The sequence below is a fragment of the Prochlorococcus marinus CUG1415 genome (assembly GCF_017696015.1).
GTDB lineage: Bacteria > Cyanobacteriota > Cyanobacteriia > PCC-6307 > Cyanobiaceae > Prochlorococcus_A > Prochlorococcus_A marinus_AE.
The window spans coordinates 476,494-498,588 of the sequence record NZ_JAAORL010000002.1 but is presented as its reverse complement, the minus strand read 5'-3'; the positions used below and the strand labels follow the sequence as shown (position 1 = coordinate 498,588).

The 22,095-nt window shown below is 34.6% G+C and carries 35 protein-coding genes and 1 tRNA gene; 32 read left to right on the top strand and 4 right to left on the bottom strand.

The window, feature by feature from the left end; translation table 11 throughout:
- Positions 1-5: 5 nt before the first annotated feature.
- Positions 6-482 carry an NAD(P)H-quinone oxidoreductase subunit N gene (ndhN, locus tag HA143_RS08875; protein ID WP_209086253.1) on the bottom strand — a complete coding sequence of 159 codons (477 nt, stop codon included), beginning with the start codon at positions 480-482 and terminating at the stop codon, positions 6-8.
- Positions 483-766: 284 nt separating this feature from the next.
- Between ndhN and rplC the strand changes: the two genes are divergently transcribed.
- The 30 genes from rplC (at position 767) to prfA (ending at position 16,894) form a co-directional block, all read left to right on the top strand.
- Complete coding sequence (gene rplC / locus HA143_RS08870; protein ID WP_209086250.1) at positions 767-1,420, top strand: 50S ribosomal protein L3; 654 nt, start codon at positions 767-769, stop codon at positions 1,418-1,420.
- Positions 1,417-2,049, top strand: coding sequence for a 50S ribosomal protein L4 (gene rplD / locus HA143_RS08865; RefSeq protein ID WP_209086247.1), 633 nt, complete (start codon positions 1,417-1,419; stop codon positions 2,047-2,049). The genes rplC and rplD overlap by 4 nt, the downstream gene beginning before the upstream one ends.
- Positions 2,046-2,348 carry a 50S ribosomal protein L23 gene (locus tag HA143_RS08860; protein WP_209086244.1) on the top strand — a complete coding sequence of 101 codons (303 nt, stop codon included), beginning with the start codon at positions 2,046-2,048 and terminating at the stop codon, positions 2,346-2,348. The genes rplD and HA143_RS08860 overlap by 4 nt, the downstream gene beginning before the upstream one ends.
- 12 nt (positions 2,349-2,360) lie before the next feature.
- Positions 2,361-3,224 (top strand): 50S ribosomal protein L2, encoded by an 864-nt coding sequence (gene rplB / locus HA143_RS08855; protein WP_002807290.1) that lies wholly within the window; start codon positions 2,361-2,363, stop codon positions 3,222-3,224.
- Between the two features lie 37 nt (positions 3,225-3,261).
- Positions 3,262-3,540 carry a 30S ribosomal protein S19 gene (gene rpsS / locus HA143_RS08850; RefSeq protein WP_209086241.1) on the top strand — a complete coding sequence of 93 codons (279 nt, stop codon included), beginning with the start codon at positions 3,262-3,264 and terminating at the stop codon, positions 3,538-3,540.
- Positions 3,537-3,923, top strand: a complete 387-nt coding sequence (rplV, locus tag HA143_RS08845) for a 50S ribosomal protein L22 (protein ID WP_209086238.1) — start codon at positions 3,537-3,539, stop codon at positions 3,921-3,923. Before rpsS ends, rplV begins: the two co-directional genes overlap by 4 nt.
- Complete coding sequence (gene rpsC, locus HA143_RS08840; protein ID WP_011819165.1) at positions 3,923-4,654, top strand: 30S ribosomal protein S3; 732 nt, start codon at positions 3,923-3,925, stop codon at positions 4,652-4,654. The genes rplV and rpsC overlap by 1 nt, the downstream gene beginning before the upstream one ends.
- An 11-nt stretch (positions 4,655-4,665) precedes the next feature.
- Positions 4,666-5,148, top strand: coding sequence for a 50S ribosomal protein L16 (rplP, locus tag HA143_RS08835; RefSeq protein WP_209086236.1), 483 nt, complete (start codon positions 4,666-4,668; stop codon positions 5,146-5,148).
- Positions 5,145-5,363 (top strand): 50S ribosomal protein L29, encoded by a 219-nt coding sequence (rpmC, locus tag HA143_RS08830; protein WP_032521991.1) that lies wholly within the window; start codon positions 5,145-5,147, stop codon positions 5,361-5,363. The genes rplP and rpmC overlap by 4 nt, the downstream gene beginning before the upstream one ends.
- A gap of 9 nt (positions 5,364-5,372) precedes the next feature.
- On the top strand, positions 5,373-5,639 hold the full coding sequence (rpsQ, locus tag HA143_RS08825; RefSeq protein WP_209086234.1) for a 30S ribosomal protein S17: 267 nt from the start codon (positions 5,373-5,375) through the stop codon (positions 5,637-5,639).
- Positions 5,636-6,001 carry a 50S ribosomal protein L14 gene (gene rplN, locus HA143_RS08820; protein ID WP_209043640.1) on the top strand — a complete coding sequence of 122 codons (366 nt, stop codon included), beginning with the start codon at positions 5,636-5,638 and terminating at the stop codon, positions 5,999-6,001. The genes rpsQ and rplN overlap by 4 nt, the downstream gene beginning before the upstream one ends.
- A complete protein-coding gene (gene rplX / locus HA143_RS08815; RefSeq protein WP_209086233.1) occupies positions 6,002-6,358 on the top strand; it encodes a 50S ribosomal protein L24 in 357 nt (118 codons plus the stop codon).
- 74 nt (positions 6,359-6,432) lie between these two features.
- Positions 6,433-6,972: a 50S ribosomal protein L5 gene (gene rplE, locus HA143_RS08810; protein ID WP_011377181.1), complete on the top strand. Its 540-nt coding sequence runs from the start codon at positions 6,433-6,435 to the stop codon at positions 6,970-6,972.
- Positions 6,973-6,981: 9 nt separating this feature from the next.
- A complete protein-coding gene (gene rpsH, locus HA143_RS08805) occupies positions 6,982-7,383 on the top strand; it encodes a 30S ribosomal protein S8 (RefSeq protein WP_032517872.1) in 402 nt (133 codons plus the stop codon).
- Positions 7,384-7,395: 12 nt separating this feature from the next.
- The gene (gene rplF / locus HA143_RS08800) at positions 7,396-7,935 is read left to right on the top strand and encodes a 50S ribosomal protein L6 (protein ID WP_209086231.1); all 540 of its coding nucleotides are present in this window, start codon (positions 7,396-7,398) and stop codon (positions 7,933-7,935) included.
- A 14-nt stretch (positions 7,936-7,949) separates the two neighbouring features.
- Positions 7,950-8,318, top strand: a complete 369-nt coding sequence (rplR, locus tag HA143_RS08795; protein WP_209086229.1) for a 50S ribosomal protein L18 — start codon at positions 7,950-7,952, stop codon at positions 8,316-8,318.
- A gap of 15 nt (positions 8,319-8,333) precedes the next feature.
- Positions 8,334-8,957 carry a 30S ribosomal protein S5 gene (rpsE, locus tag HA143_RS08790; RefSeq protein WP_209086227.1) on the top strand — a complete coding sequence of 208 codons (624 nt, stop codon included), beginning with the start codon at positions 8,334-8,336 and terminating at the stop codon, positions 8,955-8,957.
- A 5-nt stretch (positions 8,958-8,962) separates the two neighbouring features.
- On the top strand, positions 8,963-9,421 hold the full coding sequence (gene rplO, locus HA143_RS08785; protein ID WP_209086224.1) for a 50S ribosomal protein L15: 459 nt from the start codon (positions 8,963-8,965) through the stop codon (positions 9,419-9,421).
- A gap of 29 nt (positions 9,422-9,450) precedes the next feature.
- Positions 9,451-10,770 carry a preprotein translocase subunit SecY gene (secY, locus tag HA143_RS08780; protein ID WP_209086221.1) on the top strand — a complete coding sequence of 440 codons (1,320 nt, stop codon included), beginning with the start codon at positions 9,451-9,453 and terminating at the stop codon, positions 10,768-10,770.
- The gene (locus HA143_RS08775; protein ID WP_209086218.1) at positions 10,770-11,318 is read left to right on the top strand and encodes an adenylate kinase; all 549 of its coding nucleotides are present in this window, start codon (positions 10,770-10,772) and stop codon (positions 11,316-11,318) included. The genes secY and HA143_RS08775 overlap by 1 nt, the downstream gene beginning before the upstream one ends.
- 45 nt (positions 11,319-11,363) lie before the next feature.
- Positions 11,364-11,480 (top strand): 50S ribosomal protein L36, encoded by a 117-nt coding sequence (gene rpmJ / locus HA143_RS08770; protein WP_011377173.1) that lies wholly within the window; start codon positions 11,364-11,366, stop codon positions 11,478-11,480.
- Positions 11,481-11,522: 42 nt separating this feature from the next.
- Complete coding sequence (rpsM, locus tag HA143_RS08765) at positions 11,523-11,888, top strand: 30S ribosomal protein S13 (RefSeq protein WP_209086214.1); 366 nt, start codon at positions 11,523-11,525, stop codon at positions 11,886-11,888.
- 44 nt (positions 11,889-11,932) lie between these two features.
- Positions 11,933-12,325 (top strand): 30S ribosomal protein S11, encoded by a 393-nt coding sequence (rpsK, locus tag HA143_RS08760; protein ID WP_209086211.1) that lies wholly within the window; start codon positions 11,933-11,935, stop codon positions 12,323-12,325.
- 55 nt (positions 12,326-12,380) lie between these two features.
- Positions 12,381-13,319, top strand: a complete 939-nt coding sequence (locus tag HA143_RS08755; RefSeq protein WP_209086642.1) for a DNA-directed RNA polymerase subunit alpha — start codon at positions 12,381-12,383, stop codon at positions 13,317-13,319.
- A 14-nt stretch (positions 13,320-13,333) separates the two neighbouring features.
- Positions 13,334-13,684, top strand: coding sequence for a 50S ribosomal protein L17 (rplQ, locus tag HA143_RS08750; protein ID WP_025946442.1), 351 nt, complete (start codon positions 13,334-13,336; stop codon positions 13,682-13,684).
- Positions 13,685-13,722: 38 nt separating this feature from the next.
- Entirely contained in the window at positions 13,723-14,529 is an 807-nt protein-coding gene (gene truA / locus HA143_RS08745; RefSeq protein ID WP_209086208.1) for a tRNA pseudouridine(38-40) synthase TruA, read from the top strand.
- Positions 14,530-14,645: 116 nt separating this feature from the next.
- Positions 14,646-15,077 (top strand): 50S ribosomal protein L13, encoded by a 432-nt coding sequence (gene rplM / locus HA143_RS08740; RefSeq protein WP_209086206.1) that lies wholly within the window; start codon positions 14,646-14,648, stop codon positions 15,075-15,077.
- 9 nt (positions 15,078-15,086) lie between these two features.
- Complete coding sequence (rpsI, locus tag HA143_RS08735) at positions 15,087-15,497, top strand: 30S ribosomal protein S9 (RefSeq protein WP_011377166.1); 411 nt, start codon at positions 15,087-15,089, stop codon at positions 15,495-15,497.
- Positions 15,498-15,510: 13 nt separating this feature from the next.
- Positions 15,511-15,771 (top strand): 50S ribosomal protein L31, encoded by a 261-nt coding sequence (rpmE, locus tag HA143_RS08730; RefSeq protein ID WP_209086204.1) that lies wholly within the window; start codon positions 15,511-15,513, stop codon positions 15,769-15,771.
- A 28-nt stretch (positions 15,772-15,799) separates the two neighbouring features.
- Positions 15,800-16,894 carry a peptide chain release factor 1 gene (gene prfA, locus HA143_RS08725; protein WP_209086203.1) on the top strand — a complete coding sequence of 365 codons (1,095 nt, stop codon included), beginning with the start codon at positions 15,800-15,802 and terminating at the stop codon, positions 16,892-16,894.
- A gap of 13 nt (positions 16,895-16,907) precedes the next feature.
- Here the strand turns inward: prfA and HA143_RS08720 are convergent, their stop codons facing one another.
- Positions 16,908-17,414 carry an HNH endonuclease gene (locus HA143_RS08720; protein ID WP_209086201.1) on the bottom strand — a complete coding sequence of 169 codons (507 nt, stop codon included), beginning with the start codon at positions 17,412-17,414 and terminating at the stop codon, positions 16,908-16,910.
- A 68-nt stretch (positions 17,415-17,482) separates the two neighbouring features.
- On the opposite strand from HA143_RS08720, the gene alr reads away from it, so the two are divergent.
- Together alr and HA143_RS08710 are read left to right on the top strand one after the other, a co-directional pair.
- The gene (alr, locus tag HA143_RS08715; RefSeq protein ID WP_209086199.1) at positions 17,483-18,682 is read left to right on the top strand and encodes an alanine racemase; all 1,200 of its coding nucleotides are present in this window, start codon (positions 17,483-17,485) and stop codon (positions 18,680-18,682) included.
- A 61-nt stretch (positions 18,683-18,743) separates the two neighbouring features.
- A tRNA-Ser gene (locus HA143_RS08710) sits at positions 18,744-18,832 on the top strand.
- Positions 18,833-19,080: 248 nt separating this feature from the next.
- Here HA143_RS08710 and HA143_RS08705 read toward each other — a convergent pair.
- Positions 19,081-19,869, bottom strand: coding sequence for a TIGR01548 family HAD-type hydrolase (locus HA143_RS08705; protein ID WP_209086197.1), 789 nt, complete (start codon positions 19,867-19,869; stop codon positions 19,081-19,083).
- Between the two features lie 91 nt (positions 19,870-19,960).
- Positions 19,961-21,781, bottom strand: a complete 1,821-nt coding sequence (gene cobJ / locus HA143_RS08700; protein ID WP_209086194.1) for a precorrin-3B C(17)-methyltransferase — start codon at positions 21,779-21,781, stop codon at positions 19,961-19,963.
- Between the last annotated feature and the right edge of the window lie 314 nt (positions 21,782-22,095).

Sequence of the window (22,095 nt, the reverse complement as noted above, 5' to 3'; positions counted from 1 at the left end):
ACAATTTAGCTTTCAAATTCATCCAAAATATAATCACTTAATGGCTTCCATTCAAGTTTTCTTGAACCCCCCATTTCAACAACAATTGTTAGTTTGTTATCTTTAGAGCAAATATCTATTAAGCTCTCTAATTCAGATTTAGACAATACTTGACCTTCTAGTAACCAAAGTAATTTATTTTTATCATTTTCATTAAATAACTCAGAAGCTTGTGGGATTACTTGTTGAACTTCCCCAAGTGCTCCATTTCTTCCTACGCTTTGATGACCAAGGTGAGGTGGTCTAACGCCATGTAATTTGAGCAAGAATACTTCTGGATCTCCAAGCCCTCTTGCTGAGGTTATAAAAGTTTTAAAGCCTTTGGCCCTCATTCTCCGCAAAAGACGGGTTTCATAACCACCTTCAAGAGGAGCAAACATTGCAATACATTTGTTAGTTTTTAAATCGTTATGAAACTTTTTCCCTGTGAGAAGTAATGGCATAAAAAATTCCTTTATTTCTATTTTATTTTATTTTATGGTACTTGATGATGTAGAATTGTAATTCAGTGAATTTTTAAGCTCGCAAGCTAGCCGAGCCTCTACAAAATTTCACATTTTTAGCGTTTCGTTAAAAAATTCAGGAGGGTTTATCCCAAGAGAAACTATCTAAGTTTTTAGATAAGTCTCAACCTTATTAATTAATTGTTTTTTTTATTAACTACATCTTAATAACTGAAAGGTTTAGATAATTGAAAAATCATTACTAGCTAGCCTAACTTAGTCTTATGTCTATAGGAATTTTAGGAAAGAAATTGGGCATGTCCCAGCTTTTCGACGACAAAGGTAATGCTGTACCAGTTACTCTTATTGAAGCTGGTCCTTGCCGTATCACGCAATTGAAAACTGCCGCTTTGGATGGTTATACTGCCGTTCAAATAGGTTATGGCTTGTCCAAAGAGAAGCATATAAGTAAACCTGAAAAGGGACATTTGTTGAAATCAGGTGAAGAACTTTTAAAGCATTTGAAAGAATATAGGGTTGAAGAAACTACATCTTATGAAATCGGAAATAAAATAACTGTAAAAAACTTTGAGGTTGGTCAAAAAGTTGATATCAGTGGCAAATCTATGGGTAGAGGTTTTGCTGGTTATCAGAAAAGACATGGTTTTAGCAGAGGTCCTATGAGTCATGGTTCAAAAAATCATAGAGCACCTGGATCTACAGGAGCAGGAACAACTCCAGGCAGAATTTATCCTGGGAAAAGAATGGCAGGAAGATACGGAGGAAAACAGATAACTACTAAAGGTTTGTTAGTTCTAAAAATTGATGATCAGAAAAATTTGCTTGTAGTAAAGGGTTCTGTCCCAGGTAAGCCTGGCTCAATTGTCAACATTAAGCCAAACAATGTTGTAGGCAAAAAAGGAGGTGAAAAATCATGAAAACACTAGAAACTCTTAAGTGGGATGGTCAAAAATCAGGTAAAGTTACTCTTGATTTAGCGGTTGCTAAAGAAACTTCTTCTGCAGACTTAATCCATAGAGCAGTCCTTAGGCAGCTAGCAAATAAAAGACAAGGGACAGCATCAACTTTGACAAGATCTGAAGTACGTGGGGGAGGTAGAAAGCCATACAAACAGAAAGGTACAGGAAGAGCTCGTCAAGGATCAATAAGAACACCCTTAAGACCTGGTGGCGGAATTATTTTTGGACCCAAGCCACGTTCTTACAATCTTGATATGAATCGTAAGGAACGTAGATTAGCTCTTAGAACAGCACTAATGTCCAGAGTATCTGATATGAAGGCTGTTGAAGATTTTGGATCTACTCTAAAGCAGCCTAAAACAAGTGACATTATCAATGGCCTTGCTCGATTAGGTATACAAAAAACTGAAAAAGTCTTGGTTATTCTTGATAGTCCGTCCGATGTCATAAAAAAATCCATCAATAATATTGAAAAAGTAAAATTAATAGCCGCCGATCAATTAAATGTATTTGATATTCTCAATGCTAATAAATTGGTAATAGGTCAATCAGCGATAAATAAAATTCAGGAGGTTTATGCATCATGAGTAAATTATTCTCTTCTCGTTTAGCAGATGTAATACGAAAGCCAGTTATTACTGAGAAAGCTACAAACGCACTAGATATTAACCAATATACTTTTGAAGTAGATCATAGAGCGGCAAAGCCACAAATAAAGGCAGCTATAGAAGCCTTGTTCAGTGTTAAAGTCATAGGAGTTAGCACTATGAATCCTCCTAGGAGAACTAGAAGAGTCGGGAAGTTTTCCGGTAAACGTTCTCAGGTCAAGAAGGCAATTGTACGTCTTGCTGAAGGAGACAAAATCCAACTATTTCCAGAATCTTAAGGAGTTTTAATCATGGCAATTCGTAAATTTAAACCTTATACACCTGGCACTAGGCAGAGAGTAGTTACTGACTTTAGTGAAATAACAAGTGCAAAACCTGAGAGATCATTAATAGTTTCAAAACATAGAGTTAAAGGCAGGAATAATCGTGGAGTTATTACTTGTCGTCATAGAGGAGGAGGTCACAAAAGGCAATATAGATTAGTCGACTTCAGAAGAGATAAAAGAAACATTAACGCTAAAGTTGCAGCTATCCACTACGATCCTCATAGAAATGCAAGGCTTGCACTTTTATTTTACGAAGATGGAGAGAAAAGATATATTATCGCTCCCGCTGGAGTAAAAGTCGGCCAAAATGTCATATCTGGTGAAAGTGTTCCAATTGAAGATGGAAATGCAATGCCACTATCTGTTATGCCATTAGGTTCCAGTGTTCATTGTGTTGAGTTATATGCTGGAAGAGGCGCTCAGATGGTTAGATCTGCAGGAGCTAGTGCCCAAGTTATGGCAAAAGAAGGAGATTATGTTGCTCTAAAACTCCCATCTACTGAGGTACGACTTGTTAGAAAAGAATGTTACGCAACTCTTGGAGAAGTTGGTAACTCAGAAATAAGGAATACTAGTTTAGGTAAAGCAGGAAGAAGAAGATGGCTTGGAAGAAGGCCACAAGTAAGAGGTAGTGTAATGAACCCATGTGATCATCCACATGGAGGAGGAGAGGGAAAAGCACCAATTGGTAGAGCAGGTCCAGTTACTCCATGGGGTAAACCAGCTCTTGGGTTAAAGACACGTAAAAAGAACAAACCAAGTAATAAATTAGTAGTTCGAAGACGGCGTCGCGTTTCTAAGAGGAGTAGAGGAGGAAGAGACTCTTGATTACTTCATTTATTATTTCAATTTCTATTACATAATCATGGGACGTTCACTAAAAAAAGGACCTTTTATAGCAGATAGCCTGCTCAAGAAGGTAGAAAAACAAAATTCTAATAATGACAAGTCTGTTATCAAAACTTGGTCAAGATCCTCTACGATTTTACCTGTAATGATAGGTCATACAATCGCCGTTCATAATGGCAAATCTCACATTCCAGTATTTATTACTGAACAAATGATTGGTCATAAACTCGGTGAATTTGCTCCTACACGCACTTACCGAGGTCATATAAGAGATAAGAAAGGAGCAAAATCATGACAAAAACACCTGAAACAACAAAAACAGCCATTGCTCATGGGAATTATATTCGTGGATCAGCCTCTAAAGTGAGAAGAGTGTTGGATCAGATAAGGGGTAGGTCTTATAGAGATGCATTGATTATGTTGGAATTTATGCCTTATAGATCTACAGACCCTATTACTAAAGTTCTAAGATCTGCGGTTGCCAATGCAGAACATAACCTTGGAATGGATCCATCTAACTTAGTTATTTCGTCTGCATGGGCTAATAGTGGTCCTGTAATGAAAAGGTATAGGCCTAGAGCTCAAGGTAGAGCTTTTTCAATTAAAAAACAGACTTGCCACATCAGTATTTCTGTTGAATCTGCTCCTACTCAAACTAATGCGGAGGTACAAAACTAATGGGACATAAAATACATCCTTCTGGATTAAGATTAGGAATTACACAAGAGCATCGCTCTAAATGGTTTGCTACTTCCAAGACATATCCAATTCTTCTACAAGAAGATTTTAAAATTCGTACATTTATACAAAAAAAATATGGAGCAGCGGGAATTAGCGATGTTTTAATAGCTAGAAAAGCTGACCAACTGGAACTTGAATTAAAAACAGCAAGACCAGGAGTTATAGTTGGAAGACAGGGAAGTGGTATTGAAGAATTAAGATCTGGCATTCAAAAAACTATAGGGGATAGGACAAGGCAAGTCAGAATTAACGTTGTTGAAGTTGAACGCGTAGACGCCGATGCTTTTTTACTGGCTGAATATATTGCGCAACAATTAGAAAAAAGAGTCGCTTTCAGAAGAACTATTAGGATGGCTTTGCAAAGGGCTCAAAGGGCTGGGGTCTTAGGTCTTAAAATTCAAGTAGGGGGAAGGTTAAATGGTGCTGAAATAGCTAGAACTGAATGGACTAGAGAAGGTAGAGTACCTTTACATACTTTGAGAGCTGAAATTGACTATGCAACACGTGAAGCTAATACAACTTACGGTGTTCTAGGAATTAAAGTATGGGTGTTCAAAGGTGAAGTTCTCCCTAAAGAGGAGCAAACTATCCCAGTGGGTGCGAGCCCTAAAAGGAAAGCTAGTAGAAGACCTCAACAATTTGAGGACCGTTCAAATGAGAATTCATAGGAGGTATAAAAATGCTTAGTCCAAAACGTACTAAATTCCGTAAACAACATAGAGGCAGAATGAGGGGTGTAGCCTCAAAAGGTAATACTATTGCATTCGGTCAATTTGCTCTCCAAGCTCAAGACTGTGGATGGGTAACTGCACGTCAGATTGAAGCAAGTAGACGAGCTATGACAAGATATATCAAACGTGGCGGTCAAATCTGGATAAGAATATTTCCTGATAAACCTGTAACAATGAGACCTGCTGAAACCAGAATGGGTTCTGGTAAAGGTAATCCAGAGTTTTGGGTCGCAGTTGTAAAGCCTGGAAGAATACTTTTTGAAATGGGTGGTGAGGATATCACTGAGGAAATTGCAAAGGAAGCTATGCGTCTGGCTCAATACAAACTTCCTGTAAAAACTAAATTTATCTCCATTGATAAAAAGCTAGAAGATTCCTCCAAAGAAAATACACAAAATAGTAAAAAATCTCAAGAGGAGGTTAAACAATGAAAAATTCAGAGTCTCTTAAAGAATTTAAAAAATTAAATTCTGATCAAATTACTGAAAAGATTGACCAATTACGAAAAGATCTTTTTGATTTGAGATTCAAGCAAGCTACGAGACAGCTCAATGAAACTCATAAATTCAAAATTATCAAGAAACAAGTTGCGCAATTACTAACTCTCAGTAAGAGTCAATCTGCTTCTAAAACTACTTCTGATTAATTATTAGTTATGGCACTTAAAGAAAGAATTGGCACTGTTGTCAGCGACAAAATGGACAAAACAGTTGTTGTTGCTGTTATTAACAGATATCCACATCCCACTTATAAAAAAATTGTAAGTAGAACTACAAGATACAAGGCTCATGACCCGGAAAATACATGTGCTTTAGGTGATCGAGTTAAAATTAGAGAAACTAGACCGCTTAGCGCTCATAAAAGATGGGCAATAGAAGAGATTCTTAATAAAACCAGACAGGCTAAGGAGGTTAAGCAATGATTCAACAAGAAACTTATTTAACAGTCGCTGATAATAGCGGGGCGAAAAGACTACAATGTATTAGGGTTTTAGGTTCTAATAGAAGATACGCACATGTTGGGGATGTAATTGTAGCAACTGTTAAAGATGCTCTTCCGAATATGGGAGTTAAGAAATCTGAGATTGTGAAAGCCGTAATCGTTAGAACAAAAGCAACATTAAGAAGAAATACTGGCAATTCAATCAGATTTGATGATAATGCTGCCGTTTTGATTAATGAGGATAAGAATCCAAAAGGTACTAGAGTTTTTGGTCCTGTAGCCAGAGAACTGCGGGATAAAAATTACACTAAAATTGTTTCTCTTGCTCCGGAGGTGATTTAAATGTTGGATTCATTAAAACAAAAGAAGAATTTTCAAAGAATAAAAATGAGAATCAAAACTGGAGATTTAGTTAAGGTAATTAATGGGAAGGAAAAAGGTAAAACTGGAGAGGTTTTAAAAACTATACCTCTTGAAAATAGAGTTGTAGTTAAAGGAATTAACCTTAGGACAAAACATGTCAAACCAACTCAGGAAGGTGAAACTGGAAGAATACTTACAGAAGAGGCTTCGTTACATGCATCAAATGTAATGTTCTTCTCAAAGGAAAAAAATCTTATAAGTAAGATTGAATACTTTATTGATAAAGAGGGAGTTAAGAAAAGAAGACTGAAGAAAACTGGTGAAGTAATTGATTAATTTTTCATCAGAAACCAGATTTAAACTTTTTCTAATTTATCAATTCTGACAAAGACCAGAATTAACAAAAAATTATGACTCTAAAAAATCGCTACAAAGAATCAATTAGACCAAAACTTTTAAAGGACCTTGGTCTTAAAAATATTCATCAAGTACCTAAAGTTGTCAAAGTCAACGTTAATAGAGGTCTTGGTGAAGCTGCTTCAAATTCAAAATCTTTAGAGGCTTCTTTAAATGAAATGGCAACAATAACAGGACAAAAGGCCCTAGTTACTAGAGCCAAAAAAGCTATCGCGGGTTTTAAAATTCGTGAAGGTATGCCAATTGGTTGTACTGTAACTTTAAGAGGTGACAGGATGTATTCTTTTTTAGAGAGATTTATAAATCTAGCTTTACCAAGAATAAGAGACTTTAGAGGAGTTAATCCAAAAAGTTTTGATGGGAGAGGGAATTACACAGTTGGAGTGAAAGAGCAATTAATTTTTCCTGAAATCTCTTTTGATAAAATAGATTCAATAAGAGGTATGGATATAACTATTGTCACTAGTGCGAGATCAGATCAAGAAGGTAAAGCTCTCTTGCAAGAGTTAGGTATGCCTTTTAGTAAGAATTAAATTAAAACCATGTCAAATCACGATCCTATTTCAGATATGCTTACTCGAATTAGAAATGCGAGTCAAAAAAAGCATACAACCACAACAATTCCAAGTTCAAAAATGTCCTTAAGTATTGCAAAAGTACTTCAAAAAGAGGGGTTCATTTCTGACATTAACGAGGAAGGTGAAGGCTATAAATCACAAATAATACTTGGTCTGAAATATAGTGGTAAGAATAAATTCCCTACTATTCGATCCATGCAAAGAGTTAGTAAACCTGGTTTGAGAATTTATAAAAATACTAGAGCTTTACCAAAAGTTCTTGGAGGTCTCGGAGTTGCTATCATATCGACTTCTAAAGGTGTTATGAGTGATCGTGATGCCAGGAAGCAAGGTATAGGTGGCGAAGTACTTTGCTATGTTTATTAAGGAGGATTAATCATGTCAAGAATTGGAAAAACACCAGTACTTATCCCAGATAAAGTAACGGTTGATTTTGAAGGATTAACAGTTACAGTTAAAGGCCCTAAGGGTGAGTTAAAACGTCAGATGCCGGAGGGAGTTAGTTTTGATAAAAAAGATAATACTGTTGTCGTAATTCCAACTACTACAAAACTATTCTCAAGGCAAAGACATGGTTTATGTAGAGCCCTAATTGCAAATATGGTTGAAGGGGTTAGTCAAGGTTTTTCAAAAAAACTGGAAATTGTAGGCGTTGGATCCAGAGCACAAGTAAAAGGTAAAAATCTAGTTGTTAGTGCAGGATATAGTCATCCTGTAGAAATGATCCCCCCTGATGGTATAACATACAAAGTTGAGAGTAATACAAACGTTACCGTATCTGGAATTGATAAGGAAATTGTTGGCAATGAAGCAGCAAAAATCAGATCAATTAGACCTCCAGAGCCATATAAAGGTAAAGGAATTAAATACCATGATGAGAGAATTCTCAGAAAAGCTGGTAAATCTGGCAAAAAATAATTCCAATTAAAAAAATGACCAAACTTTCCAGGAAATTACAAACCCAAAAAAGACATAGAAGATTAAGAAGATTCTTAATTGGAGACGCAACGCGTCCAAGATTGTCTGTTTTTCGCTCTAATAACCATATTTATGCCCAGGTTATAGATGATAGCGCTCAAACAACTATTTGCGCTGCTTCAACGGTTGATAAAGAACTAAGAGAAAACTCTGAGAAACTACCTTCTGATTGTAATTCTTCTTCTATTGTTGGAAAATTATTAGCAAAGAGAGCGATAAAAAAAGGTATTAAGCAAGTAATTTTTGACCGTGGAGGTAATATATATCACGGTAGAGTTAAGGCACTTGCTGACGCTGCTCGTGAAGCCGGCTTAGAATTCTAACTTTTAATTTTTACTATGACTAACACTCCTACAAATCAAGAAATTCAATCTAAGAATGATAACGTTCCTGGCGCCATGCTTGGCGAACAAAAAAAGAATAATCGTAATAACGACCGAAAGAGAAATAGAAGAGGTGATTCGAAAAATCTAGAGAGAGATTCTGATTGGCAAGAAAGGGTTGTTCAAATAAGGCGCGTATCAAAAACTGTTAAAGGTGGAAAAAAAATGAGTTTTAGAGCAATCGTTGTTGTTGGTAATGAGAAAGGTCAAGTTGGAGTTGGTGTTGGAAAAGCTGGAGATGTCATTGGTGCTGTTAGAAAGGGAGTGTCAGATGGTAAAAAAAATCTTGTTAGGGTTCCTTTAACTCCAAATAATTCCATACCAACTTTATCTATAGGTAGAGAAGGTGCTGCTAATGTACTTATTAGACCAGCTGCTCCAGGTACAGGAGTAATTGCTGGTGGTTCAATTAGAACAGTTTTAGAATTAGCCGGTATAAAAAATGTCTTAGCAAAAAGATTGGGTAGTAAAACACCTTTGAATAATGCAAGAGCTGCTATGGTAGCTCTTTCTCAATTAAGAACACACAAATCTGCCTCAAGGGAGAGAGGAATCTCACTTGAACAGCTCTACTCTTGAAAATTATGACTTCTACATTAAATACACTTAAATCAAACTCTGGCTCTAGAAAGAAAAAATTAAGAAAGGGTAGAGGTATTGCTGCTGGTCAGGGTGCTTCATGTGGTTTTGGAATGAGAGGACAAAAGTCACGTTCTGGAAGACCCACACGTCCAGGCTTTGAAGGTGGCCAAATGCCTTTGTATAGAAGAGTTCCAAAATTAAAACACTTTGAAATAATTAATCAAAAGAACTTTTCTATCATCAATTTAGATAAATTAAATGATTTCAAAGATAATGATATTGTTAACCTAGACTCACTTGTTAAGAAAGGATTGATCTTTAAGCCAAAATTTCCTTTAAAAATTCTTGGCAATGGAAAAGTTAATGTAAAGTTAACGGTTCAAGCTCATGCATTCACAAAAGTTGCAAAACAAAAAATTGAGGACGCTGGTGGATCTTGCGAGCTTATAAATAACAAATAAATTGACTCAAAATTTAGGTAAGCTTTAAAATGTTTGTTAACAAAAGTAGAAATCCTAGCGCTTCTGAAATACTCTCCCAGTTATTCTTAAATAAAGAGCTACGAAGTAGAGTTTTAACAACTTTAGGTCTTCTTCTTTTAGTCAGACTTGGTATTTATATCCCCATGCCGGGTATTGATAGGGTTGCTTTTAAAAGTTTTATAGATCAAGGTGGCCAATTAATAGGTTTTTTAGATATTTTTACTGGTGGAGGAATTTCAACCCTTGGAATATTCGCATTGGGTATACTTCCTTTCATAAACGCATCCATCATTATTCAACTTCTTACAGCTTCATTACCTTTTCTTGAAGATTTACAAAAAAATGAAGGAGAAGCTGGTAGAAGAAAAATTGCACAAATTACAAGATATGTTGCCTTAGGATGGGGTTTTTTGCAGAGTATTATTTTTTCTTTAATTCTTCGACAATATGCAATTCAGGGGATAAGCGAAACTACATTTGTTTTGCAAACTTCTATAGCCTTAGTTACTGGCTCAATGTTAGTGATGTGGTTTAGTGAAATTATTACTGAGAAAGGAATAGGGCAAGGGGCTTCATTGGTAATTTTTTTAAATATTGTTTCGACTTTACCAAAGGCTCTAAGTTCAACCATTGAAAAAGCTCAAACTGGTGATCGCGCAGATGTTTTAGGTATAGCAGTTTTACTTGGAGTATTTTTATTGACAATTGTTGGCATAATTTTTGTCCAAGAGGGAGCGCGACGTATTCCTATTGTGAGTGCAAAAAGACAAATAGGAAATGCAACATTACTTCCTACAAGGCAAAGTTATTTACCCTTAAAACTAAACGCAGGAGGAGTAATGCCTATTATATTTGCATCTGCTTTAATTTTTTTACCTATAACTATTGCAAATGTTACCGGCAATCCAGTCTTAATCAAATTAGCGAGTAGTTTAAATCCTGGATCATCAAATCCATGGCCATATGCGCTTACATTTTTCTCCTTGATTTTGGGATTCTCCTATTTTTATGCATCCCTTACAATTAATCCAGTTGATGTGGCTTCAAATTTAAAAAAAGGAGGAGTAGCAATACCAGGAGTTAGACCAGGAACTAATACAGCAAACTACCTATCAGGGATACAAAATAGGTTGACATTATTAGGAGGATTATTTCTGGGTTCAGTAGCTATAATTCCAGCTGCAGTAGAAAGAGCCACAAATGTGCAGACTTTTCAAGGGTTAGGAGCAACTTCATTACTTATTCTTGTAGGTGTTGCTATTGATACGGCGAAGCAAATTCAAACTTATGTTATTTCTCAAAGGTATGAAGGGCTAATTAACAATTAATGAAAAAACATTTACTATTTTTAGGAGCGCCTGGAGCGGGGAAAGGGACTCAGGCGGAATTATTAAGTCAAACTAATTCTTATTTGCACCTTTCCACAGGTGAATTATTAAGACAAGAAATTGAAATGAATACTATTCTTGGTAGACAGGTAAAGGATATTATTAATCGGGGAGAACTTGTAAGTGACGAACTTGTATTAAAAATTGTAAGGCAAAACTTAGATAAGGATAATAAAGGTTGGATTTTAGATGGCTATCCAAGAAATTTATCTCAAGCAAATTCCTTGAATGAGGTCTTAATTGAAATAAATCAACCTTTAGAAGTAGTTTTTTATTTAGATATTCCAGAAGAAGTGCTAATTAAGCGTTTACTGTTACGAGGAAGAAAAGATGATACTGAAGAGACTATTAGAACAAGAGTTAACATTTATAAAAAAACTACAGAACCATTGATTCAATATTTCAAGGATCTTTCATTACTAGAATATATTGATGCTGATAGAGATTTAAAAACTATTTCCTCTGATATCAAGCAAAAAATGGCTTGATGATGATGTAGAATATAGTATTAATGTTTTATTTGCAAAACCCCTATGAAGGTCAGATCTTCAGTCAAAAAAATTAGTCCTGACGATCAGATCGTGAGGAGAAGAGGTAAAATCTATGTTATTAACAAGAAAAGACCTCGCAATAAACAGCGTCAGGGTTAAATTCTAAACCCTTTATTTCAAACTTTCACTTAATAAAAACACGTGGCCAGGATTGCAGGAATTGACATACCTCGCGAAAAGCGAGTTGAAATTGCACTAACATACGTCTATGGAATTGGTTTAACAAGATCAAAGCTAATTCTTGCTAATGCGGGTGTAAACCCAGATGTACGTGTAAAAGATCTTTCAGATTCTGATGTGCAAAAACTTAGAGGTGCTACAGAAGAATTCACTTTAGAAGGAGATTTGAGAAGAAAGGAGGGAATGGCTCTAAAACGTTTACAAGATATAGGTTGTGTGAGAGGAAGAAGACATAGAATGAGTCTTCCAGTAAGAGGTCAAAGAACTAGAACTAATGCAAGAACAAGACGGGGTTCAAGAAAAACAGTTGCTGGAAGAAAAAAATAATTAAATAAATCTATTCACATAATCCAGTATTAAATTAAAACATCATGGCAGCTACAGCAAAAAAAACAGGCTCAAAGAAATCTAAGCGAAATGTACCAAATGGTGTGGTACATATTCAAAGCACATTCAATAACACTATTGTTTCAATTACTGACACTTCTGGCCATGTAATTTCTTGGTCTTCTGCAGGAGCCAGTGGATTTAAAGGGGCTCGAAAAGGTACGCCATTTGCTGCTCAAACAGCAGCTGAAGCTGCAGCCAGAAGAGCAGTTGATCAGGGTATGAGACAAATAGAAGTATTAGTTAGAGGGCCAGGCTCAGGTAGGGAAACGGCCATAAGAGCTTTACAAGTGGCCGGTTTAGAAATAACTCTAATAAGAGATGTCACTCCATTACCTCATAATGGATGTAGAAGACCTAAACGAAGACGCGTTTAGGTCTCAACCATTCTCCACCCCCCCCCCAAAAAAACTTTCAACCTTATTTTTTTCCGTGTTGCAATACCAGATTGACAGAATCGACCATCACATAGCAGATGATCGCTCCCAAACAGGAACTTTTTTAATTGGCCCTTTAGAAAGGGGACAAGCTACAACTTTGGGTAATTCTCTTAGAAGAGTCCTTATGGGAGGACTTGAAGGAAGTGCAGTGACTGCAGTAAGAATAGCAGGAATTAACCACGAATATGCAACTATTCCTGGAGTTAGAGAAGACGTTTTAGATATTCTTCTCAATTGTAAGCAACTATCGATTAATAGTACTAATCCAGAGCTCGAAATCGGCAGGTTGGTAGCAAGCGGTCCAATGGATGTGAAGGCGAATGATATTCAATTCTCCTCGCAAGTTGAAATTGTTGATGGTGAAAAACCTATTGCAACAATTCAGGAGGGTCATAACTTAGAGTTGGAAATCCATGTTGAAAGAGGTGTTGGCTACAGGCCTGTGGATCGAAAGAATGAAGAGACAACGGCTATTGACTTACTTCAAATAGATGCAGTATTTATGCCAGTGAAAAGAGTTAATTTTACTATTGATGAAACTGCTGTAGCAGAGGGTGGAACAGGTAGAGAAAGATTAAAAATGGAAGTAGTAACAGATGGCTCAACAAGTCCAGATGATGCAATTGCTGAAGCTGCAAATCAGTTAATAGAACTCTTTCAACCTCTTGCGACTGTTACAATGGTAGAGGAAATTTCCGAAGAACCAGAACCATCCCCTGAAGCTCAAATTCCTCTAGAGGAGCTAAACTTGTCCGTTAGAGCATATAATTGTTTAAAAAGGGCACAAGTTAATTCAGTTTCAGATTTGATGGGCTTTAGCTATGAAGATCTTCTCGAAATTAAGAACTTTGGCTCGAAATCTGCAGATGAGGTGATTGAAGCTCTCGAACGCATAGGAATTTCTATTCCCCAAAGCAGAACCTCCGTTTAACAATTTTCAAGATCATGAGACACCAACTTAGAATTCCATTATTGAGTAAACCTGCTGATCAAAGGAAAGCACTTTTAAGAGGTTTGACAACTCAATTAATCAGGGAGGGCAGAGTAACAACAACTAAAGCTAGAGCAAAAGCTTTAAGAAATGAAGCCGAAAGGATGATTTCTCTTGCTAAAGAAGGGAGCTTGGCTTCTAGGAGGAGAGCTATCGGATATATTTATGATAAGAAATTAGTTCATTCATTATTTGAAAAAGCAAAAGAAAGATACGGAGATAGAAAAGGTGGTTATACACGTATAGTCAGAACTGTCTCTCGAAAAGGTGATAACGCCCAAATGGCTATTATTGAGCTTGTTTAGCTTAGTTTTTAAAGAGATTTTTGATTAGAAAATAACTTTTGAAAAGGGTAGCTTTATTAGTTCAATATGAGGGATCTAGTTATTCAGGTTGGCAAAGACAAAAAAATGCAACTACAGTTCAGGAAATTCTAGAGAAAGCTCTTTTTAAAATTTCCCATCATGCAGTAAAAACTTTTGCGGCAGGCAGAACTGATGCGGGGGTTCATGCCTCGGGTCAAGTAGTTCACTTTGATATTAATTGTGTTATTCCAGCAAATAGTTACTCTGATATCCTAAATAGTATTTTGCCCTCAAATATTAGAATTTTGGAATCAGTTGAAGTTAAAGATAATTGGCATGCATGCTATTCAGCAATGTATAGACATTATCGATATGTCATAAATAATAGTAAATTTCCTAACTTGTTCATTAACAAATGGTCATGGCACAGATACCAAAAAGTATTAGATGAAGCTTTAATGTCAAATGCATCTAAGTCAATGGAAGGAGAGCATGATTTCTTTGCATTTCAGAAAAGTGGAAGCAATAGGTCAACCTCTATTACAAAAATAAAAAATATAGATATTAAAAGAATAGAGGAATTGATTTTTGTTGATATTAAAGCCACTGGTTTTCTTTATGGAATGGTTCGTTTAATAGTCGGTCAACTAGTGCTAGTTGGAGAAAAAAAAATATCGCCAGAAATTTTTAAAGACAGATGGGTAAATAAAAAGAAAAATGATGTCAAAGAATCTGCTCCAGCTAAGGGTTTATGTTTTGTAAATGCTGTTTATGAAGAAACTGTTTTTAAAAAGATCAATAATAATGATTTTTTCCCAGTATTTTTAATTAAGGGTTTTTCTTAAATAAACGTTGATGAAAGCTAATTATTTGTTTAAATCATCCAAAATTGTTGTTTAATATTCCTTCAATAAGGTAGAATTTAGAACTAACTTTAAATTTACTTGCATAAGTTTGGTAAATGAATAAAACAATTACTCCGTCTTTAGAAACCATAGAAAGAAATTGGTTTTTAGTTGACGCAAAAGATAAGACATTAGGAAGACTTGCTACAGAAATTGCAACTGTATTAAGAGGTAAGAATAAACCAACTTTTACTCCGCATTTAGATACTGGAGATTTTGTAATTGTGGTAAATGCTGAAAAAGTTGAGGTAACAGGTAAAAAAGCATCACAAAAATTGTATCGAAGACATTCTGGTAGACCCGGAGGAATGAAAATTGAGAAATTTGAGTCACTAAAAGAGAGAATTCCTGAAAGAATCATCGAACAAGCTGTGAAGGGTATGCTGCCACATAACTCTTTAGGAAGACAACAATTTAAAAAACTAAAAGTTTATAAAGGTTCTGATCACCCTCATGCTGCTCAGAATCCTGTATTATTGAATAGTTAATTTATCAAAATGAATAGTCAAATAAAAAACAAAGCTGTTTATTGGGGAACTGGAAGAAGAAAAACTTCAGTAGCTAGAGTTCGCTTGATTCCTGGCAATGGACAAATTAAAATTAACGGTCGCTCTGGAGATGATTATTTAAACTTCAATCCTTTGCACTTAAATTCAATAAAAGCGCCCTTGCAAACGTTAGGACTTGAAAATTCTTATGATATATTAGTTAATGTTTTCGGTGGTGGTTTGACAGGTCAAGCAGATGCTATCAAGCAGGGAGCTGCAAGAGCACTTTGTGAATTATCTCCCGACAATAGGAAACCGCTTAAAACTGAAGGTCATCTCAGTAGAGATCCTAGAGCTAAGGAAAGAAGAAAATATGGTCTTAAAAAAGCAAGAAAAGCTCCACAATTCTCTAAACGTTAAAGGAATCTTAATTATGCCAAAATCAGAAATTCATCCAAAATGGTATCCAGACGCAAAAGTTATTTGTAATGGAGAAGTTGTAATGACCACGGGCTCAACTCAGCCTGAACTACATGTCGATGTATGGAGTGGTAATCATCCTTTCTTCACTGGAACACAAAAAATCCTTGATACTGAAGGAAGAGTTGATAGGTTTATGAAAAAATACGGAATGGGTTCAGCTAATTCAGCTACATCAAAAGAACAAAAAAAAGATAAAGATTCTCAAAAATAGAACTTTTAAAAATTAAGCATAATTTCAATTGGAATACTCAACATTAATTGCAAGGTTGAAAACTGCTTCAGAAAGTTTCGAAAATTTGGAATTACAACTTGCAGATCCTGACATAGCTAATGATCCAAAAAAATTAGAATCCATAGCAAGAGAAAGGTCAAAATTGGAACCTTTGGTAATTGATTTTAAAAAGTTGCTTGAAACTGATAAGGAAATTGAAGATTCGAAAAATCTACTGAAAGAGAATAGAAACGATAAAGAGATGGAATCTTTGATAAATGAAGAATTAACTAACCTAGAGGAGTTTAAGAATGAATTAATTCATAAAACCACAATCGCTTTATTACCGAAAGATCCTAGAGATGAGAGAAGTGTAATGTTAGAAATCAGAGCAGGTGCTGGGGGTAACGAAGCTTGTATATGGGCGGGTGATTTGGCAAGAATGTATGAAAGATATGGACAAAAAATTGGATGGTTTGTAAAACCTGTTAGCGCTTCTGAGTCAGATATGGGTGGATTCAAAGAGTTAGTTATCTCAGTTAAGGGAGATGCGGTATATAGTCAACTTAAATTCGAGGCTGGTGTACATAGAGTTCAAAGAGTTCCAGCTACTGAATCCCAAGGTAGAGTTCACACCTCTACTGCTACAGTTGCTGTAATGCCTGAGGCTGATCCTGTTGAGGTAAAGATTGATCCAACTGATTTAGAGGTAGGTACGGCAAGATCAGGAGGTGCAGGGGGACAAAATGTTAATAAGGTAGAGACTGCTATTGATTTGCTTCACAAGCCCACAGGGATAAGAGTTTTTTGTACTCAAGAAAGATCCCAATTGCAAAATCGTGAACGAGCAATGGAAATTTTAAGAGCCAAATTATATGAAATTCAATTAAAAGAAGCGAATGCCAAAGAGAGATCACAAAGGCTTTCACAGGTCGGAACAGGTGATAGGAGTGAAAAAATTAGAACTTATAATTTTAAAGATAACAGAACAACTGATCATAGATTGGGTTCCAATTTTTCACTAGAACCAATTCTGGCTGGTCAACTGGATGAAGTAATTGATGCATGTATAGCCCAAGAACAAAAGAGAATGATGGAAGATTTTAATAACGAAGTCAATTAAGATTTTATTTTTATTAGATTGCAAGACCTATTACGTATTTACTCCATTCTTTATGTCTGCCAGAGTCAATTTGTCTTGTGGCCTCAAAATTAAGATTACTTAGTGGTCGGTAAGGCTTTCGTTTTAAAGCCATATTTGCTTCTTCTGGGGTACGGTTACCTTTTTGTACATTACATCTCAGACATGCTGTAGTAACATTTTCCCAGTTATCAGTCCCTCCTCTGCTTCTCGGTAAAACATGATCTATTGATAAATCACTTCCTCTATAGTTACAGTATTGGCAAGAATTATTATCTCTTAGAAGAATATTTTTTCTTGTTAAAGAAACCTCCCTAAAAGGTACTTTTACGTAGTAACGGAGTCTTATAACTGTAGGTAGTTTTCTGCCACAATGTATTGAAAAAGATTTATCTTCCTCTAAGCTTTCTGCTTTACCTTTGATCATCAAAATAACCGCTCTTCTCCAAGAAGTGATGTTTAAAGGCTCATAAGATGCATTTAAAACTAGAGTCTGGCCCATGCCAAAATACAATTTACATGTCATGCTAACTGTATATTTCAATTAGCGCATATAATTGTGCAAAGTTAATGCAAATTCGGCAAACAAATCAGCCACTTAATTTTGATAAATATCCACCTTTTGAAAAAGATGTAGATCCAAAACAAAGAGCATGGATTGAAATTAGAGGTAAAGCACTAGAAACAAATGTAAGACAGTTAAGATCAAAATTAAGTAAAAGTTGTCAATTTATGGCAGTTGTTAAAGCAGATGGATATGGACATGATGCAAAATTAGTATCTCATTATGCTATCAAGGGTGGAGCCTCTCAATTAGGAGTGGCAACTTTAAAAGAAGGGATTAAGCTTCGTTCTTTTGGCGTTAAAAAACCAATTCTTATACTTGGAAATCTATATTCGAAAAGAGACTTAATAATTTCATTTAAAAATGATCTTATGCCAACTATCAGTAGTATAAGAGAATGTTTAATTTGCAATAATATTGGGAAGCACTTTGGGTTGAAATTTTCTTTACATCTTAAAGTTGATACTGGAATGTCAAGATTAGGATTTGACGAAAAAAAATTTGTTGAGCAATTTGAGAAAATAAAATCTTTTGAAAATATTTCTATAGAAGGTATATATAGTCATCTATCATCTGCAGATGATATTAACTCATTAGATCCTCAAAGTAGTGCGCAATTACAAAGGCAGAAGTTTCAGGAATTATTAAAGCAAATTAACGTTGATAGAAATCGGAATATCAAGATTCATTTAGCTAATTCTGCAGGTATGCTTCTTAATAAAGATTTTCATTTTCATATGGTACGTGTAGGACTTTCTATGTATGGATATAGTCCTCTAGCAAAAATAGATAAAAATTTATATCTTCAACCAGCTTTATTTTTGAAGGTCAAAGTAGCTTTTATAAGAATTATTGATCAAGGTGTAAGTGTAAGTTACGGTGGAAAATTTGTAAGTACTAGAAAAACTAAGTTGGCTGTACTAAGTATTGGTTATGCAGATGGAGTCCCTAGAAATCTTTCAGGAAAGATAAAAGTTATTCATAATAAAAAACTTTACCCTCAAGTTGGATCTATAACTATGGATCAAATGATGGTGGACATAACAGGTTCAAATGAAATTAAAATTGGCAGTACGATGATATTACTAGGATCTGATGGAGAAAAAACAATTTCTCCTCTTGATTGGGCAAGGGAGTCTAATACTATTACTTGGGAAATTATTTGTTCTTTTAAAAATAGATTACCAAGAGTTCAAGTTGATTAGACATTTCGATTAAATAAAAAATTTTGAATGTTTGCAAAAAAATTGATAATGTATAAGAACTGGAGAGGTGGCTGAGTGGTTGAAAGCGGCTCCCTGCTAAGGAGTTACAGGAGGTAACTTTTGTCGAGGGTTCGAATCCCTCCCTCTCCGTTTTATTAGTTCTGAATTTTTTCAATTAGTTATTAATTAAGATTTGAAAAGGGATTAAACAAATATAAAGACTAATCTGATCTATGTTGGAAAAGTTATTTTGTAATTTTGTTGTGGAGAATGTTGGGGAGAAAACCCATTTCAGCTACTAAACAGGTTTTTTTTGCGTGCTATAAAATGCTATTTAAACTGAATCCTAATAAATCTCTCTCCGTAATCAATTGAGAAATCTTTTAATTTTTAAATTTTTAAAATAGTTTAAGATTAATATCTTTTAGTTCATTTATAGAATTTAAAATCAAGTCAGCTCCTGCATTCCTTAAGTTTGTTTCGTATGAATTACGTTCTTTTAATCGAGATTTTAAATGTAAATGAGGGGGAGCTATCCCAATACTTATGAATTTCTGAGATGGTATTTTTCCCCTAGCGTTAATAACTGTATTTATATCTGCAATAGTATCACCTACATATGCAATGGGAATATTTGATTGGCCAAGTTTATCTCCAAGAAGCTTTTTTGATAAGTCAATAAAACCTTTAGGATCAGGCTTGGAAGGGGCATCTTCCATAGCTATTAACGGAGGTGATTCTAATCCAATTCTTTTTTCTAAAACAAATTTTGCAGAAGCGGACTCTGCACCACTTACAAAACCCCAAATAATGCCATTGCTTTGTAATAAATCAAAAAACTTTTTATCAACTAATAAATCTTCATTGGTTATGAATCCAGACCAATACTTACTATCTTTATTAGGATCTCCCCCGAAATACAACTCTTCAAAACATTTAACTATTTCTTCTCTTAAAGGTATTTCAAGGCTTAAGTTCTCTTTTCTTATATACCTTTTTATAAGCTCTAAACTTAAATCCCAATCATTATTCCAGATTCCTTCATTTTTTGCACTATCAATATCTATATAACCTGGCTCCCATCCAGAAAATTTGTAAACTGTTTTTTTTAGGGAAAGTCTGTAACTTTTCTCTACGCTGCGGATTACACCATCTATATCAAATAAAATTAAACCAAGATTTTTCAATGAATTTTTTCACTCTTTTTATAAAAGATTAGTATTCTTATTAAAAAAAAGCAAAGAAAAATATTCTTCATTAAGAATGAAGTATCTTATGTTAATTTTGCAAATATCCTCTGGGGGTAAGAAATATATCATCTATTAACGTAGTTTGAGAATTTCCAATAATGACTATTGATAACATATCGATTTCTTTTAAAGGAATGGTGTTTAAAGTAAAAAACTTTTTGCTTTGATTTGTTCGCCCTACCTGTCTAGCTATTAAAACGGGAGTATCCCGTTGCCTAGATTTTAAACATAGATCAATTGCACTTTTTAGCTGCCAATTTCTTTCAATTGATTGAGGATTAAATAAAGCTATTACAAAGTCACCTAGAAGAGCTCCTTCAATTCTTTTTTCTATTACACACCAAGGAGTTAACTTATCACTTAAGCTTATTGAACAAAAGTCATTCATTAGTGGTGCGCCACTAAGTGCTGCAGCTAATTGAACACTACTTATACCAGGATGTACTTCAAAGTAAGGTCTATATTCTTTTTTGATTCTTTGAAGTAATTCTAAAAGTAGACCAGCCATGCCATAAAATCCAGATTCCCCTGACGAAATTAAAGCCACTTTTATTCCTTGCTCAGCTAGTTTAATCGCTTTGATGCATCTTTCTTTTTCCTCAGTAAGTTTACTTTCAATAAAAACCTGGTCACTTCTTTTTAAGGGTTTAATTAAATCTAAATACATTTTGTATCCAATCCAAACAGCACATCTTGAAAGTGCTTTTCTTGTATTATTGGTTAGGAAAGAGATATCGCCAGGCCCACTTCCAATAATATGAATTTCACCATTGGCTGGATAATATTGATTTTTTGCTTCTGCTATAGCGATAGTTACTGCTCCAGATTTACTTGAGGGAAAATCTTTATCTTTAAAAATACTTTTTTCTTTTAATAATTTAGATTCTTCTCCTGCTGCGAGTAAGCAAGAAGCTTCTGCTACAGAAGATGTACCAATTTCCTTTTGCACTAAACTTGATGGATTTGGAACTATTATTTTTGAAAGATCTTCTTTAGTAAAAAACTTGATAGGCAAGTTATTTTCTTCAGCAATTTCTATAATTCCTTTCTCATCTTTTTTAATATCAATAGTTGCAAATCCAGCAATTGAATGCTGTGCTAAATTACTTGACTGCAAAAAATTCTTTAAAGAATTTGCTATTAATTCTTTGCTGGTATTTCTCTCACAACCAATTCCAATCCATAATACGGGCGGATGCCAAGTGTTTTCATGATTTTGGAATATACTCACATGAAAGGTTGAATCTGGTTTTTCAGTTTCCTTTTCAAAAATTTGATTAATAATCTCTCCTGCTTCTGAAGTTTTCCATAAACTATTACCAGATAATTGTTTGCAAAAGATTTCTTCGTTCTTGGCTTGTTTTATTACTAGTTTTGACCAGTTTTGTATTTTTCCAGATCTTTTCCATCCCCATTGATTACCAAATGAATCAAGATTTAAGAAGCTTTGATCATTTGAATTATTAGTTTCTATTATTTGTCCCCCAAATAAATTACAAATCTGAAATGCTATATTTCGAGTATTTGAATGATGTAAACCAATTAATGGAACTATCTTAGAACATTTTCTATCTATTACGATTACGCCAGGATCTTGATCTTTAGAGGTTAAAAAAGAATTGATTATACGTATTGATGCACCAATTGAGCCTATAAAAATTATTAAATCTAGTTCCTGCCATTTTTCAAGTAAGATTTCTCTAGGCTTTTGTTCTTTGATATGTTCATTGCCTATTACATCATTTTTTGAAGAGCTTGCTAAATATATTTCTTTAACGAATTCGGTTTTTTGAAGTCTTTTTAAAATTTCTATTGAATTACTAGATAGACCTATTGCGATTCCTTCCAAATTAGAAACTATTATTTGTTATGTTGAAAATATACTCTACAATCTATTTCAAAAATTTCGCGTCAAATATAAAATAAACATAAAGAAATTTTTATAAGGTTTGGGTAAAAATACTCACAACTCTTGCATAGAAAAGAATTTAACAAAATATTCATATAGTAACAATCATTAGAACATTTGTTACGTTAATGCATAACGAAAGATCTTTGGCTTATTATTTTTGAAACGAATATCTAAAGTTCCGAATGATTTCGTTTTCTTGAACATTATTATTAAAAATAAGTTCAAGATTTGATCAATCGGCTTTAATGTCA

Excerpts from the sequence above, each read along its gene's own strand:
- rplC (WP_209086250.1), top strand. The coding sequence starts at position 767 with ATGTCTATAGGAATTTTAGGAAAGAAATTGGGCATGTCCCAGCTTTTC.
- HA143_RS08860 (WP_209086244.1), top strand. The coding sequence starts at position 2,046 with ATGAGTAAATTATTCTCTTCTCGTTTAGCAGATGTAATACGAAAGCCA.
- alr (WP_209086199.1), top strand. The coding sequence starts at position 17,483 with ATGCAAATTCGGCAAACAAATCAGCCACTTAATTTTGATAAATATCCA.
- rplV (WP_209086238.1), top strand. The coding sequence starts at position 3,537 with ATGACAAAAACACCTGAAACAACAAAAACAGCCATTGCTCATGGGAAT.
- rplB (WP_002807290.1), top strand. The coding sequence starts at position 2,361 with ATGGCAATTCGTAAATTTAAACCTTATACACCTGGCACTAGGCAGAGA.
- rplX (WP_209086233.1), top strand. The coding sequence starts at position 6,002 with ATGTTGGATTCATTAAAACAAAAGAAGAATTTTCAAAGAATAAAAATG.
- rplQ (WP_025946442.1), top strand. The coding sequence starts at position 13,334 with ATGAGACACCAACTTAGAATTCCATTATTGAGTAAACCTGCTGATCAA.
- rpsH (WP_032517872.1), top strand. The coding sequence starts at position 6,982 with ATGTCAAATCACGATCCTATTTCAGATATGCTTACTCGAATTAGAAAT.
- rplF (WP_209086231.1), top strand. The coding sequence starts at position 7,396 with ATGTCAAGAATTGGAAAAACACCAGTACTTATCCCAGATAAAGTAACG.
- rplN (WP_209043640.1), top strand. The coding sequence starts at position 5,636 with ATGATTCAACAAGAAACTTATTTAACAGTCGCTGATAATAGCGGGGCG.
- HA143_RS08775 (WP_209086218.1), top strand. The coding sequence starts at position 10,770 with ATGAAAAAACATTTACTATTTTTAGGAGCGCCTGGAGCGGGGAAAGGG.
- rpsI (WP_011377166.1), top strand. The coding sequence starts at position 15,087 with ATGAATAGTCAAATAAAAAACAAAGCTGTTTATTGGGGAACTGGAAGA.
- rplM (WP_209086206.1), top strand. The coding sequence starts at position 14,646 with ATGAATAAAACAATTACTCCGTCTTTAGAAACCATAGAAAGAAATTGG.
- rplO (WP_209086224.1), top strand. The coding sequence starts at position 8,963 with ATGACTTCTACATTAAATACACTTAAATCAAACTCTGGCTCTAGAAAG.
- rplP (WP_209086236.1), top strand. The coding sequence starts at position 4,666 with ATGCTTAGTCCAAAACGTACTAAATTCCGTAAACAACATAGAGGCAGA.
- rpmC (WP_032521991.1), top strand. The coding sequence starts at position 5,145 with ATGAAAAATTCAGAGTCTCTTAAAGAATTTAAAAAATTAAATTCTGAT.
- rpsC (WP_011819165.1), top strand. The coding sequence starts at position 3,923 with ATGGGACATAAAATACATCCTTCTGGATTAAGATTAGGAATTACACAA.
- rpmE (WP_209086204.1), top strand. The coding sequence starts at position 15,511 with ATGCCAAAATCAGAAATTCATCCAAAATGGTATCCAGACGCAAAAGTT.
- rplD (WP_209086247.1), top strand. The coding sequence starts at position 1,417 with ATGAAAACACTAGAAACTCTTAAGTGGGATGGTCAAAAATCAGGTAAA.
- HA143_RS08720 (WP_209086201.1), bottom strand. The coding sequence starts at position 17,414 with ATGGGCCAGACTCTAGTTTTAAATGCATCTTATGAGCCTTTAAACATC.
- secY (WP_209086221.1), top strand. The coding sequence starts at position 9,451 with ATGTTTGTTAACAAAAGTAGAAATCCTAGCGCTTCTGAAATACTCTCC.
- rpsS (WP_209086241.1), top strand. The coding sequence starts at position 3,262 with ATGGGACGTTCACTAAAAAAAGGACCTTTTATAGCAGATAGCCTGCTC.
- rpmJ (WP_011377173.1), top strand. The coding sequence starts at position 11,364 with ATGAAGGTCAGATCTTCAGTCAAAAAAATTAGTCCTGACGATCAGATC.
- ndhN (WP_209086253.1), bottom strand. The coding sequence starts at position 482 with ATGCCATTACTTCTCACAGGGAAAAAGTTTCATAACGATTTAAAAACT.
- rplE (WP_011377181.1), top strand. The coding sequence starts at position 6,433 with ATGACTCTAAAAAATCGCTACAAAGAATCAATTAGACCAAAACTTTTA.
- rpsE (WP_209086227.1), top strand. The coding sequence starts at position 8,334 with ATGACTAACACTCCTACAAATCAAGAAATTCAATCTAAGAATGATAAC.
- rpsQ (WP_209086234.1), top strand. The coding sequence starts at position 5,373 with ATGGCACTTAAAGAAAGAATTGGCACTGTTGTCAGCGACAAAATGGAC.
- rplR (WP_209086229.1), top strand. The coding sequence starts at position 7,950 with ATGACCAAACTTTCCAGGAAATTACAAACCCAAAAAAGACATAGAAGA.
- rpsK (WP_209086211.1), top strand. The coding sequence starts at position 11,933 with ATGGCAGCTACAGCAAAAAAAACAGGCTCAAAGAAATCTAAGCGAAAT.